We start from the raw sequence: 20,818 nt of genomic DNA, 5'->3' as shown, positions 1-20,818 counted from the left end.
CTTCATGCTAACATACTTTTCATTGACAAACAAGAAGGTCTGTGCAAATGAGTAATTTATACATATTTTAGCAACATTCATCCATATACACTTGAGAAACAGCGCAGCCCCCGGCTCAAATGAGCCGGGGGCTGCTTCTATCTGTTGTGAAAAGAGAATCTTACGAACAGAATTATCCGATTTTTACCGTGCAATGCTTTGTTGCATCCTGGCCCGGCAGGGTGGTATACACGCCTGTGCTGGAGCCCGGTGCACCGACCGCCCAAACTCTGTAGTAATAATCGTTGCCGATTCTTGCTACAAACTGGGTCTTGAGCACATCGCCGTTACCGACGGTGAAGCTCGGGGTCAGATTGTCGCCATTCAGGACGGTCATCTTGAAGCAGTACGCACTGCCTCTCTTCAGGGTAAAGTCCACGGTGGTATCGGAGCGGACAGAAGCTGTCAGCACATTTTGCGTTGCTCCAACCACAGCCGTTCCAGATGCGCCGTACGCATTGTTATTGGACGGTGCGGAAGGTCTGGAGGAACCGGACGGTCTGGTGGAGGAACCGCCAGTAGACAGGTTCTCCTTCGCTTCATAGTACTTCTCGATCAGCGCGTCGACCTCATCCTGAGAAACTTCGTTGTTCGGTTTCGCCATCAGCGCGTTCATCTGATCGCGGACGGTTTCGAATTTTTTAACGGAGGAAGCGGTATACCCGTTCAGGTTCAGTTCGTTGGCTTCCTTTGTCAGCTCTTTAAGCTTGCTCTTGTCTGCCTTCAGGCGGAGATCCGCCATCGCTTCTGCAAGGGCATTTGCCGCCGCGGTAACTTCCTTCTGATCCTCGGAGTTCTCGAGGACAGTTTTGGCTTCCTCAAGTTTTTCCGTGAATACGTCCTGACCCGCGTCGATATAGTCGTTCAGGTCTAGGGATTCCGCCTCTGCAATGACCTTTTCAAGCTCAGACGTATTCGGCAGATTTTTCAGGTCGATAAACGCCTTGTAGAGATTTTCTCTCGCCTCGTCGATTTCGTCCTGCATGCTGTTTTCATCGTCATAGACGGCCTTTGCGGCTTCCAGCATCTCATTGAGCTTCGCCACGCTGGCAGAAGTGTAACTTTCCAGATCAAACGCTTCAACCTGCTCAATCAACCCCAGCAGGGCGTTTTTATCGCCGGGTTTGAATTCCAGCATATGGATGGTCTTCAGCAGATCCTTCCAGGACTGGTCAATCTCAGCCTGGGTGATCTCCAGTGCTTCGTCCGCCTTCTTCGCCGCGGCCAGTGCCTTGCCGAATGCTTTCTGCACGGCAGGTACACTTTCGCCGACCACACCGTCTTCTTCGCACTTCTCAGCGTATTCGATCATGGTGCGCAGGGTAGCCTTATTGATAATCTCAAACGTGAAGTCGAGTGCCGCGTCCTTCTTGCCCACCGTATAGGTGTACTCATAGGAAGCGGAGTCGGTAAACGCCATCGTCTCGCCATTCAGCTTGACGCCGCCGATCTCTCTGCCCTCCGCGTACGGGGCAAAGTTAAGGACAATTTCTGTCCCCTGCTCAAACCGGTCTTTGAAGAAGCCGATCGGAGGCTGTTTTTCGTTGTCGACCAACAGATTGACCTTTTTGCCGTAACTGACAGCTACTTCATAGGTTTTTGCCGGACCCGGGTTGGGATTCTCAACGGCATCCGGGTTGATGAACTTAACATCTGCCCAGTCCACATGCACATCGGTGCTGCCAGAACCATACGCCCACAAGCCCAACGTATTGGTGCCCTCAGGGATGTTGATTTCAAATCTGCCTGCATCGCCCTCGCGGGAACGGACGCCGACACCCAATCCGGCAGGAGTGGAGGTAGTTATATTATAATAAATTTCAAATCCGGCCTTGGTGCCCGGTGCGCTTTCCTTATCGACGCCGACATAGCCGACCATTTTGGTAAAGCCTCTGCCAGCAATGTTGTAATGTACATACGCATTGCTAAGAGTACCAAATCCGGTTTCAAAGACGGTTTCCTCACCATTCAAATTCATAGTCAGCGGATTACCGTCATTGGATAGATTCTTTTGAATAGTACCACCAGTACCTGCAGAACTGCTGGAAAGCCATTCCAGTTCAGAGAGGTTGACCTCATCCCAAACATTGGCTTCAATGGTATAAGTTTTTTCTGTCTTGCCGTCCGGCGCGGTTACCTTGACCGTGATCAAGTTGTCGCCCTTGTAGACAAGAATTTCCTGATCGATGCTGCCCGTTGCCGTGTAGGACTGACCGTTTTCGGCGGTAACCGCAATGGTCGCGCCCTGTTCCCAGGTTCTCGCCTGCAGAGTGATCGGTTTGCCAGAGGCACTCATGGTGTACTCTGTGCGGTTTTCGTCAAACAGCTCGTTGACCGTCTCGCCCGGAATCGCCAAAAGATCCAAAGACGCATTGGTCTCGTCCGGGGTGTACAGGGTAAAGCTGTAATACTTGGCGGTAAACATGTTTTCTGCCTTTACGGCAACCACGATCGTATTGGTATCCTGATCCAGCTTGCCTTCCGCCTTTGTTCCCTCGGTGCGGCTGCCGTTGATGGTTACGCTGGTGGTTGTATCTTTGCCCTGCACCGGCGCGACGTCGACTGACAAATTGCGCATCTCTTCAGAGGTAATCGGAATTTTATATTCGGTAACTTCCGGATCAAATCCCGGTGCGGTTACGCCGTTAAACTGGATGTCGGTCGCATACGCGTCGCTGTATCCGGCACGGAACACCTGCGCACGGTAGCGGGTAACTGTAAGGCCGTCCGCAGCCGTTACATCAATGTTAAAGATGTTCAGGCCACTGTATAGATCTACCATTGCGGAGAAATCATTGCCTTCCGTCGCTTCATTGACGATTTCATCGCGGTAGAAGGAACGGTATACTTTGACGTCTGTTGCATCATCCGGAATATCTACGGCGAACTCCACCACATTCTGATCGTTGGTCAGCGCCGTGAAGTAGCTGTGCGTACCCGCCTTAATTTCTTCTGTGAGGGCGGTACCATCCACAGAGATAACAGACTTGGTGTTATTGCTTTCTACCGGACGGAAAGTAACCGTGTAGGTCATCTGTACGGCGTTTCCTTCCTTGCGGACAACTTTCACACCCTTATAGTCTGCCATACGCAGAACTTTATCGGTAATCACGTTGCCGCTCAGATCCTGAATTTCCGTAGAACCCTTGGTCGGATTCATTTCTTCATATCCTACGGTGAAGAATTCCATGGTATCCGGGACCGCATAGGTGTAATCAAACTGATCTGCCTTAAAGCCGACCGGATTATTGCCGTTGATCAGCAGAGACTTCAGCGCATAACTGTCCACAGCCTGCACACTGACGGTCTTTTGGGCCGGTGCTTTACAGGGCTTGCCATACTGGTCAAACACATAGACAGAGCAAGTCAGATCTCCCGCACTTCCGGCAATGATTTCCGGAACCTTCGTGTACTCTGTGACCATCTTGCCGTTCTTCATGTACTGCCACTTATAGACTGGTGCGCCCTGCGCATGGTTTTCCGCATCGGCATAGGTGTAACCGACCACGCCGACATAACTGCCAACCACATAAGTGTCTTTATCCGTGCGGATATCAGAAACTGTCGGGGCCGCATTCGGATATGATTTTACCAGGGATTTAGAGGTCTGCTGCTCCAAGCTCTCCGTGGTGGACTCGGAAGCTTTTGCCATCTTCACGCCGGAATAGGTACAGGTCAGCGGATACGCCGCGCCCTTGTTCCAGGTGATGAACGCCAGTTTAAAGCTGCTTCCCAGAGATTCATTGACCAAAGGCATGCTGCTCACATTGACGTTCTGCCACTCGCCGCCCTCCGGCTTGCAGCGCAGATAGATCGTATTGCCGCGCTTCTCCATTTCGTAGGTCATCACGCGGGATTTGGAGATTGCCGGGTAGCTGGGCTCCACAGTCACAGCCTTCTCTTCGTTTGCAACCGCAATGCCCGGCATATGGGCCTTCTGTCCAACGGAAATGTAGTTGTTGCCGTCGGCAAACAGCGCCATGCTGGCATTTGCATAGTTGGCCAGGCTGCTAAGGTTATCCATGGCAATCGTACCCTGCACGCGCAGGTCGTCCGCCCATTCGGCCGGGACGTCAACTGTCACAGTGTTCTTCGCGGTGGCCTGGTTGTTGTACAGGTCGCCGACCTCCGCATGTACGCCGAGCTCGTCGCGCTTACCTGTCGCAAACCAATTCTCGGTATTCTGCCAGATGTTTACGCCTTCTTCCAAAACGGAAGGTTTCGGGTCTGGACCAGGACCAGGATCCGGTTCTTCGCCGCCCTCAGTCGTTGTAATCGCGACCGGCTCCTGCTGGGACAAATCGTCGGAATTGACAGAAGCGTTTGCAATGCGGAAATCGGAGAAGGTCGCATTGACCGCATCCGATCCCTGCTGGTTCACATAGAATGCTACCTTCAGGTTGGAATCGTCCAAACCAATCGTGCTGGTGGAATAACCGGACACCACTTTCCAGCGGCTGCCATCCCAGTATTTCACAAAGACCATACTGCCGGTTTTTTCGATTTCAAACTGTCCCTTAGTCAGCTTTGTTCCAGAAGTATCCGGTCTTTCATTGAGAACCCCTTCCACTTCATTGACCGCTACGACACCCAAATGACCTTTTTGACCAACACTGATATAGTTATCGGTATCGGAATACAGCATAACAGCCGCACCGCCATAGGGAGTCTGCGGCAAACCGTCAATTGTGACCTGCAGACGCAGATTATCTTTTGCAATATCCGCTGGGATATCATACAGTACCAGGTTCTGCGGGGTGCCCTGATCTTTTCCGCTGATTTGGCTGTTTGCGTTGGAAATCAGGTTGATTTCCGTGGCTTTTTCACTGCTCCAGTTTGCCGGAACCTCTGTTCCTGCTGCAAAACTGAATCCATTCGCCAAACGCGGACCAGAAGCGGCTTTTCCAAAGATAGCAACCGGTTCCTGTGCGGACAATGCGTCAGAATCCACTGCAGTTGCGGTAGCAATGCGGAAATCGGAGAAGGTCGCCTCAACAGCATCTTCACCCATTTTGCTAACATAGAACGCGATCTTCAGGTTGGAATCGTCCAGGCCGGTAGTAGATGCCGAGTAGCCGGAAACGACTTTCCAACGGCTGCCATCCCAGAATTTCACAAAGACCATGCTGCTGGTCTTTTCGATTTCAAACTGGCCTTTCATCAATTTAGAACCGGAGGTATCCGCACGTTCTGCATAAGATCCACCGTCTTCGCTGATCGCAGTAACGCCATTGCTTCCCTTCTGACCTACGCCAACATAGTTGTCATCGTCGGTATAAACCAGCATGGAAGCACTGCTGTCGTCCCGCAGCGGCAGGCCGTCAATGGTAACCTGTACGCGGAAATCGTTTGCAGCGATCTCTTTCGGAATCTCATACAGTATCAGATTCTGCGTGGCGCCTTCGCCCGCTTCACGGATGGTACCGTTCTGGTCTGCAACCAGCTTCACAGCCGTATCGCTGACCTGGCTGAGATTTGCCGGAACTTCTGTGCCTTCCTTTACGCTGAATCCGGTTGCAAACGCCGGAGCGGACGCCGCGCCAAAGAATTTAACCGGCTCCTGCTGGGACAAATCGTTGGAATTGACGGAAGCGTCCGCGATGCGGAAGTCGGAGAAGGTCGCCTTTACTGCTCCGCCGCTTTGCTGATTGACATAGAATGCAATTTTCAGGTTGGCGTCGTCTAAGCCGACTTCTCCAAGGGAATACCCATAAACGACACGCCAGCTTCCATTATCATTGTACCGAAGGAATACCATGCTGCCGTTCTTCTCAATTTCAAAGGTACCCTTTTCCACTTTTGCGGATACTGCGCCGGATTTCTCTACGTAACTGCCGCCCTTTTCATTGACGGACACGACGCCGAGATGACCCTTCTGGCCAATGCTGACATAGTTGTCGTCGTCGGTGTACAGCATCATTGCCGCGCCGCCCCATGGGGTCTGCGGGAGGCCGTCGATGGTCACCTGCGCGCGGAAATTATTTTTGGCGATATCAGACGGGATTTCATACAGCACCAGGTTCTGTGTGACACCGTTTCCAGAATCGGTGATCTGGCCGTTTTGATCGGATGTCAGCGTCATTTCCGTATCCTTGGTGCTGCTGATATTTGCGGGGACTTCTGTTCCCGGCTTAATGCTGAAGCCGTCCGAAAGCTGCGGACCGTCTCCGGCTGCCAGTGCACGGGCCGCCATTCTGGTCTTCGCGGTATTCGGCTCTGCGCCGTAGCTGGTTTCTGTGCTGATAATGACCGTGCGGCTGTCGGAGACGCCGTACTTGCTGGCAATAACTTTGACAACACCGTCTTCGCGGCCGGTGAGGACACCGTTTGCATCAATTGTTGCCGCGTTTGTAGCCGCTCCGGTGCGCGCATCAACGACACTCCAGTCTGCTCCCGCCGGATCACTGGTAAAGGCGATTGTTTTGCCTTCCTCTGTGATCAGCTGGTCGTCCGCCTCATTGATGGCGATCGAATCCCACAGCTCGCCGTCGCCTGTCACGGTATAGTGGACCGGCTCGGACTTCACAATGGTGCTGTTTAATTCATAGAACGCATACACGTCAGCTTCGCCCTTTGCAACGGCACGCACATTACCTTCCGCATCCACCTGTACGACCGCCGGGTTACTGGACGCATACTGGATCTTGTCTTTAGAAGAGGCAATAGCCACATTTGTGCCGTTGATTTGAAGCGGGTCATTGCCCACGCTCACCATGCCTTCCAGCTGGCTGGGCGGTACAACGGCGTTGTTCTTTGTAACCTTGACGTTCATCTTGAAACCGTCGTCGTAAGTGTTGTTGTCAATCACAACATCGCTGCAGTTTTTAAAGACAAACGCGTCCTTAGGCAAGGTCTGCTCCGTCACCAGGGGCGTAATGATAGCCGCTTCACCGATGCCAAGGTCCGTCTTATTCGGCATCAGTTGGATGTTCACGTTCGGGTTGTCACGCACTACGGTGTTGCCCTCGAAGCGCATGCCCATAACGCCTTCCGCCACGATAATCTGATAGTCGCCCATATGGATCTCATTATCCACGACGTTGATATTGCGGTGTACCGGATCGCCCTTCGGGGTCGGCTCAACGCCGCTCGAAACGATATAGCTGCGGATGATAACCGGGTCCACATAAATCGGACCTGCCGCATCCCATTCTCTCTGTCCGGTCGTGCGCACATAAAATTTGTTGTTGCGAATGGTCATGTCGCGGATCGGACCGGATTCATACCAGTAGTCCGCGTCGTTGGAGAGATACATGCCGGCCATTGCCAGGTTCTCAAAGATGTTATCTTCCACGATAACCGGATTGCGGGTGGTACACAGGATGCCTCTGGTCGGGATGGAGCGCATCACGTTGCCCTTGATATGTACGGTCGGCGCGTAGGTCACGTTTTCCGCCACATAGAGGGGTTCTTCAGGATCGCTCGCCTTGCGCTTGATCTTTACCTTCAGCGCATCCAGAACCTCCTGGGAGAAATCCTCTTCAAAGGTCACAATGGTTTCCTTCATGGAGAGATTGGAACCATTGTACGCTTCGCCCGGATTGACCGTGCTTGCAACGGTAAAGGTATCATTCTCGTCCACATGCGCCACGGACTCCAGATGCGTTCTGCTGTAGAACATGACCTGATCACCCGGATGATAGGCGGTAAAGCCGCCCTGCTGACCATGAATATAGGCCAGGCGCAGCGTTTTGCTGTCGATCACTTCTTCCACACGCAGATAGCTTCCGTGGATGTTGATTGGGTCGTCATGGGCCATGGAGAAATTACAATTAATGACATTAAAATATCCCGCGGCGCCCGCCACATGGATCTGGTCGGCATTACTGGTGGTATATTTGCCAGTGCCCTGACGGGGCAGGAAATTGATGCCATTGAACTCGGTATCTTTGCTCATCTGCGTCAGCCAGCCAAAGCCGGCCAGATAATGGACGTCGATGTCCTTGACCATTGTCGTGTCGCTTTCCCAGATGAAGGCGCCTGCCGTCTTTCTGGTAACAGAATTGCTGAACAGGTAAACATTGCCCAGTTCCTGCGCCTCCGGCCTGCGGCTGTTATAGGTAAAACGGACTACATTGTCGCCCTGCGGGCGGATGTGCTGCACGTCGATGAACGGGTCCGCATCCAGCACACCAGCACCTTCATATTGTGTCTGGGTTGTATGTCTGCGTACAGTTTCGTCGTAGCCCTTATAAATGACGAGGTACGGGCCGAGGCGGTCCCTCTCCGTCCAATAGGGCTTACCCGTATAGGGGCTCAGTTCACTGGTCCAGTCGATATGCTTTTCGTCGCTGGAGATGCTGTAATGGTAGTTTGCGGGAATGTACATATCCATATAGGGTTTGCCGTCTTCTGTGGTGCCTGTGCCAACGATGGTGGTATCCATTGTGTTCGGAACTTCATAATCCAATACAAAGTTCTGCAGCGTCACGTTTTTGCTGCGCACAACGGCGATTGCCATGATGTCGCCATGCATCATGAAGAGGGACCCGTTGCCGTCGATTGTCAGGTTTTCCTGATCTTCAATCAGGATACCGATGCTCTTTTCCGGGAAGCTCAGGCTTCCGGTGTTTGATGTGTGGTACACACGTTTGCTGGCAAAATCCTTGTAAACGTGGTACTCGCCCTTCGGGAAAGACAGTGTAACAGGCCCATCCACTTCTTTGGCGGCTTCTAAAGCCTCCTGAATCGGAATGGTACTGTCGCCTTTTCCACTGGGGTCCGCCCCAAAATCCGTTACATCGATTATCGTTCCCACTGCGTCCGCAGCTTCCAGTGCGCCTGCAAGCGTGCCAAACGGCACAACCATCATCTGCAGCACAAGAACAAGGGATACGATCATCTTGAGCGCTTTCTTCATAACCTCTTTCTCCTTCGTGATACTCTTTTCTCTTCTTCTTCAGATTCCTGTCAGAGTCCTTTCCTCAATGTGTTCCTCCCTTCTCAAGCCAATTCGGGCCCAAATGCTATCCATAAAATAAGCCCCTATTTGGCTTGTATGTGGAAAATATTTTACATATAACAAATAATAAATAAAATATTTTCCATATATACAAACGTATTGTAACATCTTTAACAAAGCCTTATATCTGCAAAAGAAAGCTACTGTAAAATTACTCATTCGTATCCGTAAAATCCACAATAATGCAAACACAGTCATAACTTTTTGTGTTTTATTACAAATTCACTTGTAACATCTGAAAATTCAACGACATTATATGGCAATATGTACCAATTTCTTTACATCCAATTATATTTTTGCACTTTACTTCGCTAAAAGTGCAAATTTTGTTAAATAGAATACAAAGTATAAGCCCCAGCAGTGAAAATGGCCGCGCTATGCTTTACAACATGGATTGCAACGGGAATTAAGCTGTTTTATACTTGAACACACTTTATAAAAAGTGGAAATTGGATAAATATTTATCTAATTATTACCATAATTCTTCCACAATTAAATAAAAAATATATTCATATATTATGATTGTAAATAATGATTATTCGTCAATCTTATGCATTCAATCGGATCTTCTTTGGGATAAGGCACATGCTTTACCGCGGTATTTTAAATGATAAAAACACTGTTTTGAGGAAAGGGGAGGGGGTTCATTTTTGGGTTAAACAAAGCTTCAGGGCACTCCAACACATGAAAAATCAGGAGGTAGGAAGATGAAAAAGACAAAAAAGGCAATTGCTCTTTTGCTCGGCATGACGATGCTGTTCAGCAGCGCCACAGCGGCAGCCATCCCTGCACTTGCGGCAGAAACCGCCGGGGAATCCGCGGCAAGCCGTTCCATCAAAGTGGAAGCGGAGGATTTTACCGATCAATTGGGCGTGCAAAAGGCAGACGTGGCCGGAAATCCGGGTGTCGGTTACATCCACACCGGAGACTACATGGAGTACAGCGGAATTGAAATCCCCAGTGACGGCAAATATCTGTTCACTTATGTGTACACCGCATGGCCGTCCACCGCGCCTCCGGCCGGGTCGGCGCCAACTTTCCGTGTAGAAATAGACGGAGAGGACACCGTTGGGACCATCGCGCCCGCCCTTGCAAACACCGGAACCCTGCTGATGGGATCGGTGGAGTTTCCCTTGAGCAAGGGAACGCATACTTTGAGAATTGTACCAACAGCAACCGGAAATATGAACTTCGACTGGTTCTCGCTGGCTCAAACAGGGGACGAGCCATCCATATGGATCGAGGGAGAAGACTACTCCAATATGTATGCGATTGGAACCGAAAACTGTCAGGATGCGGGCGGTGGAAGAAATGTTTCCAGCATTGATGCGGATGATTGGATGGAATACGATGTGACCATTCCCACGTCCGGCGTATACGACATTGAATACCGGGTGGCGGCTCTAAGCAAGCCCGGCAAAATCAGCCTCATCACCTCCGACGGAGTCACGCAAACCGTAAAAGCAACCACGGAGTTTGCGGCTACAGGTGCTTGGCAAAACTGGATCTCGGTTTTTGACACCGTGCGGCTGGATGCGGGCACCTGTAAAATGAGAATCCAAACCACGATCGGCGGATGGAATCTTAACTGGTTTAAGTTGTACCTAAGTGGGGGCAGCAATCCCCCGCAGGATAAGGTACTGTCTCCCGTTTTACGCTTTGAAAATCCGGATAAGCAGGAAACCTACGGAAAAATTTACAATGACGCGCTTTATAATATCAGTGCGATCAATACGGTTGGAAATCCTCCCTTTTTTCAGGCAGGATCGGGCTACAAGCTGGATGCATGGACCAGGGACGGCTCGCTGAATTCGTGGGGTGCCGGCAGCCTGATCGAGCGCGACGTTGCGCTCAACACCCTGAAGAAGCTGGTGAAAACTGACCCCGATTATGGCACCATCATCGATCAGGGAAACCGCCAATGGTGGGATATGATTATTTGGTCCACCGCCGCATGGAACCAATACATCGCGACCGGTGACGCCGAATTCTTAGCCCTTGCCTATGACGCCACGGCAAATACCCTCCAAAAAATGCAAAACGAGCATTTCAATTCCACCTACGGCCTATTTAAAGGACCTTCCTTTTTCAATGACGGCATCGCCGGGTACCCTGCGCCGTACAATGACAATACCGGCTCCTCTTTCGTGCTGGATCACGAGGGCACCAGCGAACTGATGTGCCTGAGTACAAACTGCCTATACTACAATGCTTACCAGGTGGCGGCGGCAATGGCCAAGGAGCTGGATAAAAGCCAGGATGTCATCGATGGCTTCAGTCAAAAAGCGGACAACCTGAAAAAACAAATCAACGATCTTTTGTGGATCCCGGAATCAAACCGTTATGCCTACTTTATGCACGGGGACGGTATGGGCGAACTCACCGGAACACTGGAAGATTATCAGGAGGGCGCGGGTCTGGCGTTCGCAATTCTCTTCGGTGTTGCAGACGATGCAAAAGCAGAAACCATTTTAGAAAATGCGCATATCCAGCCGTATGGCCTTCCCTCCGTATGGCCGACTTTTGCAGAATTTTCGGAAGATCAACCGGGCCGGCACAACAACTTGATCTGGCCGCAAATCAACGCATTGTATGCAAAATCCGCCGCGTATACAGGCTCTGTTGAAGCATTTGCAAATGAGTTTGACAACATGACCAAGCTCTTCCTGGAACATCCGGACAACATCCGTGAAATTTATAATTCAGTGACCGGCGAAGCAGACGGTGGCTATCAAACGGGCAGCAAATGGGGATCCTGTGACAATCAGGCCTGGAGCGCCACCGGCTATCTGAGCATGGTTTATGAGGGTATGTTCGGCATGCGGTTTAGTCCGGACGGAATTGCATTTGCTCCTTACCTGCGTTCCGATTGGGGCGACGTTTCCCTTTCGGGTATTCCCTACCGCGACATGACGCTGGACGTCAACCTCACCGGAGCCGGCAGTACAATCCGCACCTTTAAATTGGACGGAATCGAGCAGGATACCGCTTTTATCCCCGCCGATCTGACCGGAAGCCATACAATCGACATCGAAATGGCCGATTCCGCTGAGCCGGTTTCCCGCAGTCTTACTGTGAACTTCCCCGCCAGGCTGGCGCGGCTGGAAGCGGAAGGCGACACTGGTCTGGCAAACATCACCGGCGTCTATAAAACCGATTTGAAAACAGGCGACGCCTTTACCCTGCGCTTTGCCCCGGCGGTGGATGGCAGAGAGTTCTCCGCGGTCACCGTAAACGGCAAAGACGAGACAGCGAAAATCGCATTCGACAAGGAAAACAACTCCACCTTTACCTATGAAGGCACGATGGGCCTGACCAGCACAAAGCTGGACATTGCCTTCACCACTGTAAACAAGCTGGTTCTGCGCAACGTTATTGGCATAGCAGAGGAGCTCAAAGAAGGCGAAGAATACAACACAGCCGTTCCGGCAGTCAAAAGTGCATTCAATAAGGCATTGGAACATGCCCAGGCGGTAAATACCAACCGGCAATCGACACAGGAAGAAATCGACAACGCGTGGACAAAGATGATAAAGACCATCCACATGCTGCGTTTTGCGGAGGGCGACAAGACCGAACTGATTCACCTTCTGGACACAGTCGGCCTGTTGGAGGAAGCAGAATATACCAGCACCAGCTGGAGCGCTCTGGCCGAGGCGGCGGACGCCGCCAGAGAAGTGATCTCCGACGAAAACGCCCTGATGGCCGATGTCCAGGCGGCATACGACAAACTCTACAACGCAGAGAAAAACCTGGTGCGCGTATCCGACAAGTCCGGCCTGGAGAACGTCATTGCCTATGCGGAACAGATCAACTTGGATGACTATCTGGATACTGGCGACAGCAAGGCCGCTTTTACTCAGGCATTGGAAGCGGCGCGGGCCGTCGTGGACGACAAGGGTGCGACCCAGAAACAGGTGGACAACGCGGCGGAAGCGCTGGTCAAAACGATCATGGCACTGCGTCAGATTCCGGACGCAGAAGCGCTGAAAGACCTGGTCGCCAAGTTTGAAACCGTAAACCCGGCGGACTATACCCCCGCAAGCTATGCGGCGTATAAAGCGTCCATCAGCCTTGTAAAAGACATTCTCGCTATGGAAGCCCCCGCACAGGAAGAAGTCAATGCGGTGTTTATCCAGGCGGAAGATTGTTATGACCATCTGGTGAAGGCCGCGCCTGCTCCAAAGCCCTCCACCCGTAGCAGCAGACCGACCCCGGCTGCGGATAACACATACGGAAAGGCCGGAATCGCCGCTGTAAACGCGGCGCGGGCAAGCGTACAGTCCGACACAACCGTAAACTTTCCCCTCAAGAGAGGCAGCGCATATTGCTTTAAGATGACCGTAATCAATGGTGACGCCCTTGTACCGAGCTTTACTGTTGGCAACGGCGATGTTTTGAAAACGCAATTCGTCGCGCGAATCGGCAGCGACTATTATTACAGGGTATGGGCAACCGGCGCGCCGGGCCAGAGCACTGGCGTATACACCACACTGAAAGGCCAGAACGCACAGCAGCACTGCACGGTTACAGTTATCTAATTACTGTCACTGAAAGTCGTCTTTTTGCGAATAGAGCTTAAATGTGCCATGCTTTAAGAAGCTTCTACTAAAAGCACCATAGGTGTGTTAGATACTTCGTGTCCGCGGACGACGCTGAACGTTCACAACAGCACTATACCGTAACCATCGGCTGATGGCTGCCACTGAAAAACGTCATGGATGTGTTCAATACTTTGTGTCCGCGTGTGTGCTGCAAGTCCGCACAATCGAAACACAACAAAACAGATAATCAAAAAAGGACCTCCTGTTGCAGTATAAAAACTACAACAGGAGGTCCTTTTTCACCGTCCGTTTTTCAGAGTACTACCCACAATTTTGGGGTTCTTTCATCTTGCCAGGAAATCTTCAACCAGTTCCTTAAAGTGCACAAGAGGAATGTGCCTCACGTTCAGCAATTCCACTAGTTGTTCAATGGCCTCCCGATCACTGGATATATCGCTGATCTTTCCGGGGACAACTGCAATACCATATGTACGGCGATTCCCTAGCTCCGGATCGATGATTGTTTCCTCAATGAGTTCGTAATGCATTTTTCTCCCCTCCTTGCTTCTATTATAAGACAGGTACGGGGAAATGAAAAGCACATAATGCGCTTTGTGAAAAATTACCAAGCTGGTGTGGCTGTATTTGGATGCATAACCAAATGTTTGTCACTTGCAGCCAAAACAAGGAAAGATCGGTGATGATTTCTTCCTTGTTTTCATTGAAACTTTTCCTCACAGCTTGATCCAGCCATTCCGCTGCTCCGTCAGATATGCACCGTTCAACACACAGCGCGCTTTCATCGCAGGATACACGCTTCATTCCAATTCAGCCGAACAGGCGGTTGTTTACAAAGCGGCGGGAACCGCCGCCACAGGATGGATGGACTTTCCCACCTCAAAGCCAAACAAACTGCTGAGCTTGATGCGCCCATCCTGTGCCAAAGCGCGAAGTTGGGCGTTCATATGCCCTGCTGTGTGCAGAAGCTCCCCGCACACGGCAAAACGCAGCAACAGCGCGTCCCCTTCTATCTCTTTGTCCAGAAGGACGGTGTTCTTTTGTTCCTCCAGTTCCATATCCAGGTAGAATTCCCACTCGCTGTAAGCTGCGGAATCCATCTGAAAGACGACGGTGCGCACACTGTTCTCCCCCACATAGCCGAGCAGCGTTTCCTCTTCCGGAACGTCGACCGTCCAGCTTTTAACGAAAATCATATGATTCCCTCCATTCAAAAGGTTTTGCCTCAACCTACCGGGAAGATCGCACCTTTTTTTGCCACCAGGAGGAAAGTTTTAAAAGGTTTTTTCGCACAAACAGTACATAAGGAAACAAAAGGCCCGTATGGCGTCCTTTAAAAGGACCACCATACGGGTAACGACATGCTGGATCAACGGCATTGAGATACATATTGTATGGAAGCACAGTCCGTCTCCAAATAAGCGCGCAAAGCATCCGGCAGCTGTTCCAGAGGAACCGGCTCTTCCCGCCCCTTTAAAAACGCTTCCAGCTCGCTCAGCATTCTGACCTTGACCGCACCTTCGTGGATCAGGCACGGGTTGGGGTCCTGAAAGAACTCGATGCTTTTTGCAATCACCGCTTCCCGGCGCAATGGCAGGGACGCCGCCTCGTACCGGCCCAGCAGATTTTTTTGTTCGTCATATAAGGCAAAGCCAAAGGAGTCCACAGGCTTCGCTGGTTTTTGTCTTCTTTTAAACATATCGAATCACAAGAGGAACAGGAACAGCAGCACGGCGAACACCAGGAACAGCAATCCGTACAGCAGCTTGATCCACGGGAGCTTCCCGCGCGTCAATTCCGAAAGTTTGAGCACCTGGGATCCCCTCTTTGCCAGAATCGTCAGCAAAAGCAAGGGCAGGTCCATCGCCAGCAGGTACAGCAGGAACAGAAGCACCACCTGCAAATCCCACGCCGTCTGGCGCTGCATCATGTACAGGATGGATGCCAGATACAGCTGACCGGTACAGAGAAACTCGCCTACGGAAACGACGATCCCTGTTATAAATACCGTTCCCACCAGGTATTTGCCGCCGCTGTTCATCGCCTTTTGCATATAGTTCTGCTGGAACGAGCGAAGCCGTTTGGGCAGCTGGAAACGGATTTTGCCGTATTCGCTCCGCTTTGCCATAAAGTAATCGAAAAAATTCAGCGCGGCAAACACCAGCGCCAGCACGGCAATGAGGAGCTGCAACGCTTTCCCCACCGGAGCCAGTATCGCGCCGATCTGCTCAAAGACGGAGTACAACACGGTCCCCAACAGGAAAAAGGTCAGCGTCTTCGCTAGAATGAACGTAACGCCCAGTTTTAACACGTCCGCCTGCTTGGTCAACAGCAGGGAGAACAGCAGCAGCAGGATCGATATCCCACAGGGGCTGAATCCGCTGACAAAACCGGTAAAAATCAGGAAGAGCCAGTCTTTCCAATCAAAGCTTCCGGAGGACGCCGGTCGATAGTCAATGTTCTCCCAATGCATGGCGTCTCCATTTATAATGGCGTTCGGCATGCCGGAGACAATCTCCTCGTATCCCTGAAAATAGCCGTTTTGATAAAATACAATCGGAGCCTTCCGGCGGCCCTCCGGCACCTCGTATTTTTCAAAGAACCACTGCGCCAGCGGCACATTGTCCAAGTCCCCCATATTCATATAATTGATCTGCAGCTTGGACGTCTGTCCCTGCTCAACGACAAAGGACTTGTCCATGTGGGTCAAATAGGATTGCACCTTTTCGCAGCTGTCACAGGAAGGCATATAAAAATAGACGAAATATGACTGATCCGGCGGGATGTTCTGGAAGGTCTCCACCCGTTTTTCCGCGCTGTCAATCCATTTATCCTTTTCTTCCACCAGGACAGCGCGCGCCTTTTCCGTAATATCGTCGATCCCAAATAGATAGTGGTCATTGATGACCATCAGCGGTGGCGCAGGCGTAAAATCATCCGTCGCCATATCCTTGGTTCGTTCTGTAAATTCTTCCAACACCCCGTCGTCGTAGATGTCCTTCATATGGATTTCGTATTCGTCCTTGTCAATGACATCTTCCCATTGCTGCTCCATAGAGGCCATATAGATTTCGTCGTCTTCGCAGCTTTCACAGGATGAAACATAGTAATATGTAATCTGGATCGGCTGCCGCTGTGCCAGCTGCTGCTCTGCGGCAGCTGGCACGCCAAACAAGCTGCATAAAAAAAGCAAAAGAATCAGAGCGGTTCCCGCCCGCGCATTTTTTTGGGACATCATTCGTTTCCTCCTTCAAATTCCCTCCCGGCGTCCTCTGAATCGGCGCCGTCTCCTGAACCGGCAAGGCTGCACCTTCACCGGCAAAAACTATTCACATTATAAACAAGATTGCCTTACATTTTAATCCAATCTAGAACTTATGCGCACAACATGCCCAATATTTTTCTCCCATAAACGTTTCTTCTGCCCGTACTGCCGCAAAGAGGCGGGGGCGCCCGTCCCCCCCCACTTCTGATAAAAGGGGCCCCCCCCCCCCCCCCCTTTCTGTATCTTTTTTTTATCTCCCTCTTTTCATTACAAAAGAACCTAACCCCCACCCCCCACCCACCTCCCGCCCCCCACCCACCCCCCCCCCACGCCTGCCACCAAGCCGCCGTGGCGAAGCGAGGGGCTCCCACCGCCCCCAGGAAGTGGACACAACGCGCCCCCGCCGTTCCGTGCTTATTCTGCTAAAAAGTCATCCACGATATCCCACAGGTGCTCCGGCAGGACCTGGTTCCGGTTCAAAAGGCTTTCCAGCCGCTGAACCGTTTGCCGGCAGGTGGAGATATCGTCGATGCGGCAGCCGTCCGCCTGGATCCCGTATGTAAGATACTGCTTTTGCTCCGCGTTGGAACAGTACGCAGAGCAGATTTCATAGTGCATGGCTCTCCCCTTCTTTGCTCCGCTATTTTACCATACGGAAAGAAAGAAAGGGTCCGAACGCTGTCGACCGTAAAAAAGTTTTTTGCTTCTATCCCATATACTGCGGGTTGATTTTGATCGCCTTGAGCACGTTTACCGTAACCTGTATTTTTTCCAATTTGTCGTCCAGCACGCTCAGGGCTTCCATGCGGTCACGCATCGCCTTCTGCCCCTCCAAAACGTCTTGCAGCCTCGGATTGGTAAGGTTCTCCAGCGTAACTTCCGCCTGCACAGCCTTTTGCGCCAACAGCTCGATCGCCTTGCGTTCCTTCGCCATATCCTGCCGTACCACAGTGATTTCCTGCACCACCGCCGCCAGATTCTGGTCGAGGTTTGCCAGGGCCTGCTTTGCTGTAACCTGCTCCTGCCGGATGCCCGCGATCTCCTGCTTAACCCCGGCAACACCCTGCTTAATACCCGTCGTATCCTGCCCGATGCCGCCGATTTCCTGCTTTTGATCGATCGCCGCCTGGCGCAGTGCTGCCAGCGCCTGCTTGACGCCGGAGAAATCCTGCTCCAGCCCTGTCAGCTTCTGCTTATGTTCCGCAATTCCCTGCTTTAAGCCGTTCATTTCCTGTTTGGCTGCGGCAAGTCCCTGTTTGACCTCCGCCAGGTCCTGTTTCATTCCCGTCAGGCCCTGCGCGTTTGCAGAAATATCCCGCCGGATCACCAGCATGTCCTGCCGCGTTCCGGAAAGGTCCTGTTTGACGCGGGACAAATCCTCCCGGATCGGCTCCAGCTTCCGGTCTATCATCGATTCAATCGCCTGTAACAGCGAAGTTTCCGTCATACCGTTCCCTCCTTGTTATTATCTTTTTTATTATACTGGCTTGTCCGCCGCTTTGCAAATTTTTCTTCCCCAATTATATTTTTACTGCAACGATATTCCAAATTGGTAATTATTATGCTATAATAAAGTATAAATCAACAAAGGTGTGAGTGGATATGTCCATTTTTTCAGAAAAATTGCAAGAATATGTAGCTGAATCGGGGATCAAAATCACCGTGCTCTCCAAAGCATCGGGCATTGAGCGCAGCTATCTGCAAAAAATTCTGGCGGGCAACCGCTTTCCGGCGGAGCGGGAAACCGTGCAGCAGCTTTCCAAAGCGCTGATGCTGACGGTGGAGCAGGGGCGGGATCTGCTGACCAAGTATGACATCGTTAAAATTGGGGAAGCCGTCTACTATCGCCGGCGGCACATCAAAGAAATGCTGGAGGACGTTGCGGCGCTCTGCACCACCCCGCAGACAACCGCGATTAAAATTCCCTGCAGCAAGCTGGACAAGAACAAACCGGTCTGTGCAGTCTACGGCAAAAACGACATCACCACCGCCGGAAAGGCTCTTTTGGACGCGGAGCTGGCACGGGAAACGCCACGCATCCGCATCATCGTCCAGCCGGATTGCAACGTTCCCATGGAAAACCTGCTGCTTACCGGCCGATGCCACCCCGAATTGCAGATCGAGCATATTTTTTGCCTGAACAGCACACCCCGGCACCGGGAGGACGACACCTTCAACGTGGACTACATCAACGCAATTATTCCGTTAATTTTTTGCGGCTGCTGTTATCAGCCTTATTTTTACTACGATACAATTTCCTCACATATCAACAGCACGACGATTTCGCCCAACCTTTTATTGACGCGCGACGCCGTTATGCTCACTTCCTATGACGATGAATCGGCGCTGATCCTGTTCGACCCGGATGCGATCACGTTTTATAACCTTACGTTTGACCGGTTGCTGCAAAATTGCCACAGCGCCGTGGCGCGTTCCAATTCCCCTTTGGAATTTCTGTCCGCATTTATGTGCAGCGAAAAAAGCCAGAATGCGCCGTGTCCAGCCCATTACACCCTGCAAAATCAGCCGTGCATGGCAATGTTTTACAATGAACAGCTGCTGCTTCGCATCATAAAGCCGGAGGCCCCCGGCTTTGAAGAAATCCGCCAATATTTTGCCGCACGCGCCAAACAGGCGGAGGCCTGCCTCGCCAACAACGCCAAGGTTATCTGCTACTTCACAGAACAGGGGTTAGACGACTTTCTCTCCACCGGAAGCCTGCATGAGGTACCCGCACAGTTTTCTTTTGCTTTCCCGCCCAGGATCCGGCGTGAAATGCTGGAAAATATCTTACAAATGGCGGAAAGCGGCAAGTATATCCCACACATCGTCAATCCATCCAAATTCCGCTTTTCCACTGATCTGGAAATTACGGCGTTTGATGAATCCAATTTGATTTTTACATACAACCATACGAAACATGGCGCCATGCTGTTCCTGCTGAACGAACAAAGCGTTTCCTATGCTATCTGGGACTTTCTCGAATCCATCGAATCCACCGACATGGTCCATCCCGTCGACTGGAGCATCGAGCGCATCCGGGAAAAGCTGAAGCAGTTTGACGTGAATCCATAAAACAGTATCAATATAAAACCAAGGCCGTTGCAGTTTTTTCTGCAACGGCCTTGGAAATTTGCTTGGCAGCACAAAAGGTCTGTAAAGAACAATCTCACTCGTTCTCACTCGCTCTTGACCTCCGGTCGTGACGCTCGCTTGAGGCGAAAGCCTCGCTCGAAGTTCTAAACGACTATCGCCGGAGGCGCATGCCGACTGCAAGTCCGCTGCCCTTTCATCCCGCCGCTTTTCTGAAAAGCGGAAAAACACATCGGAGATCATGACCTGCAAGGTAAAATAAGCCCCGGGAGCTTGTCTCGTCCGTCCCACCACTGCGCGGAGCCGACCCCGCAAAAAGAAAAGGGTGGGCCATGCCGACCGCAGGTCCCGCTTTATCCCTCCGTGGTGATCTCCGCCGTCCTGCCCCGCACCAACCGCAGCAGGTCCTGCGGCGCAAGCTCCACCTGCGTGCCAATTTTTCCGCCGCTGACGATCATGGTGGAAAGCGTCTCGCAGCTGCTGTCGATCACCGTCCGATACTGCTTCTTCATGCCGACCGGTGAACAGCCGCCGCGGATATAGCCCGTCACCTTGTTGATCTCGCTCACATGGATCATTTCCACTGACTTTTCTCCCACACTTTTCGCCGCCGCTTTGAGCTGCAGCTCCTTTGCGACCGGCACGACGAACACAAAGAAATCATTGCTGGAACCGCGCGTGACCAGCGTCTTAAACACCTGCTCCACGTTCTGCCCCAGCTTGTGCGCCACAGAAACACCGTCGATCGCACCGTCTTCATGTTCGTAAAAATACGCTCGGTACGGCACGTTCTCCTTGTCCAGAATGCGCATCACATTCGTTTTGATCTCTTTTTCTTTCGCCATCGTTCCCACCCTTTCAAAGAAAACGCCCCCGCCTGCCGGCAGGGGCGGATTT

General features: G+C 51.7%; 10 protein-coding genes. 2 read left to right on the top strand and 8 right to left on the bottom strand.

The window, feature by feature from the left end; genetic code table 11:
* Positions 1-172: 172 nt before the first annotated feature.
* A complete protein-coding gene (locus BN2106_RS03560) occupies positions 173-8,899 on the bottom strand; it encodes an NPCBM/NEW2 domain-containing protein (RefSeq protein WP_050697199.1) in 8,727 nt (2,908 codons plus the stop codon).
* A gap of 809 nt (positions 8,900-9,708) precedes the next feature.
* Between BN2106_RS03560 and BN2106_RS03555 the strand changes: the two genes are divergently transcribed.
* Positions 9,709-13,542: a carbohydrate-binding protein gene (locus BN2106_RS03555; RefSeq protein WP_050697198.1), complete on the top strand. Its 3,834-nt coding sequence runs from the start codon at positions 9,709-9,711 to the stop codon at positions 13,540-13,542.
* Between the two features lie 347 nt (positions 13,543-13,889).
* On the opposite strand, the gene BN2106_RS03550 is transcribed toward BN2106_RS03555, so the two are convergent.
* From BN2106_RS03550 to BN2106_RS03525, 6 genes are all read right to left on the bottom strand, one after another.
* On the bottom strand, positions 13,890-14,093 hold the full coding sequence (locus tag BN2106_RS03550) for a DUF6514 family protein (protein WP_050697197.1): 204 nt from the start codon (positions 14,091-14,093) through the stop codon (positions 13,890-13,892).
* 300 nt (positions 14,094-14,393) lie between these two features.
* Positions 14,394-14,759 (bottom strand): hypothetical protein, encoded by a 366-nt coding sequence (locus tag BN2106_RS03545; RefSeq protein ID WP_050697196.1) that lies wholly within the window; start codon positions 14,757-14,759, stop codon positions 14,394-14,396.
* A gap of 173 nt (positions 14,760-14,932) precedes the next feature.
* On the bottom strand, positions 14,933-15,262 hold the full coding sequence (locus tag BN2106_RS03540; RefSeq protein ID WP_154666415.1) for a hypothetical protein: 330 nt from the start codon (positions 15,260-15,262) through the stop codon (positions 14,933-14,935).
* A gap of 6 nt (positions 15,263-15,268) precedes the next feature.
* On the bottom strand, positions 15,269-16,801 hold the full coding sequence (locus BN2106_RS03535; protein WP_050697194.1) for a cytochrome c biogenesis CcdA family protein: 1,533 nt from the start codon (positions 16,799-16,801) through the stop codon (positions 15,269-15,271).
* Between the two features lie 441 nt (positions 16,802-17,242).
* Positions 17,243-17,446 (bottom strand): DUF6514 family protein, encoded by a 204-nt coding sequence (locus tag BN2106_RS03530; protein WP_050697193.1) that lies wholly within the window; start codon positions 17,444-17,446, stop codon positions 17,243-17,245.
* Positions 17,447-17,534: 88 nt separating this feature from the next.
* Positions 17,535-18,275: a coiled-coil domain-containing protein gene (locus tag BN2106_RS03525; RefSeq protein WP_050697192.1), complete on the bottom strand. Its 741-nt coding sequence runs from the start codon at positions 18,273-18,275 to the stop codon at positions 17,535-17,537.
* Positions 18,276-18,430: 155 nt separating this feature from the next.
* Between BN2106_RS03525 and BN2106_RS03520 the strand changes: the two genes are divergently transcribed.
* Complete coding sequence (locus tag BN2106_RS03520) at positions 18,431-19,903, top strand: helix-turn-helix domain-containing protein (RefSeq protein WP_050697191.1); 1,473 nt, start codon at positions 18,431-18,433, stop codon at positions 19,901-19,903.
* A gap of 371 nt (positions 19,904-20,274) precedes the next feature.
* On the opposite strand, the gene ybaK is transcribed toward BN2106_RS03520, so the two are convergent.
* Positions 20,275-20,766, bottom strand: a complete 492-nt coding sequence (ybaK, locus tag BN2106_RS03515; RefSeq protein WP_050697572.1) for a Cys-tRNA(Pro) deacylase — start codon at positions 20,764-20,766, stop codon at positions 20,275-20,277.
* Positions 20,767-20,818 lie beyond the last annotated feature (52 nt).

It is taken from the genome of Anaeromassilibacillus senegalensis (genome assembly GCF_001261775.1).
In the GTDB taxonomy this organism is placed as follows: Bacteria; Bacillota; Clostridia; order Oscillospirales; family Acutalibacteraceae; genus Anaeromassilibacillus; species Anaeromassilibacillus senegalensis.
The sequence above is the reverse complement of the archived record's forward strand: the minus strand, read 5'-3'. Positions and strand labels throughout refer to the sequence as shown.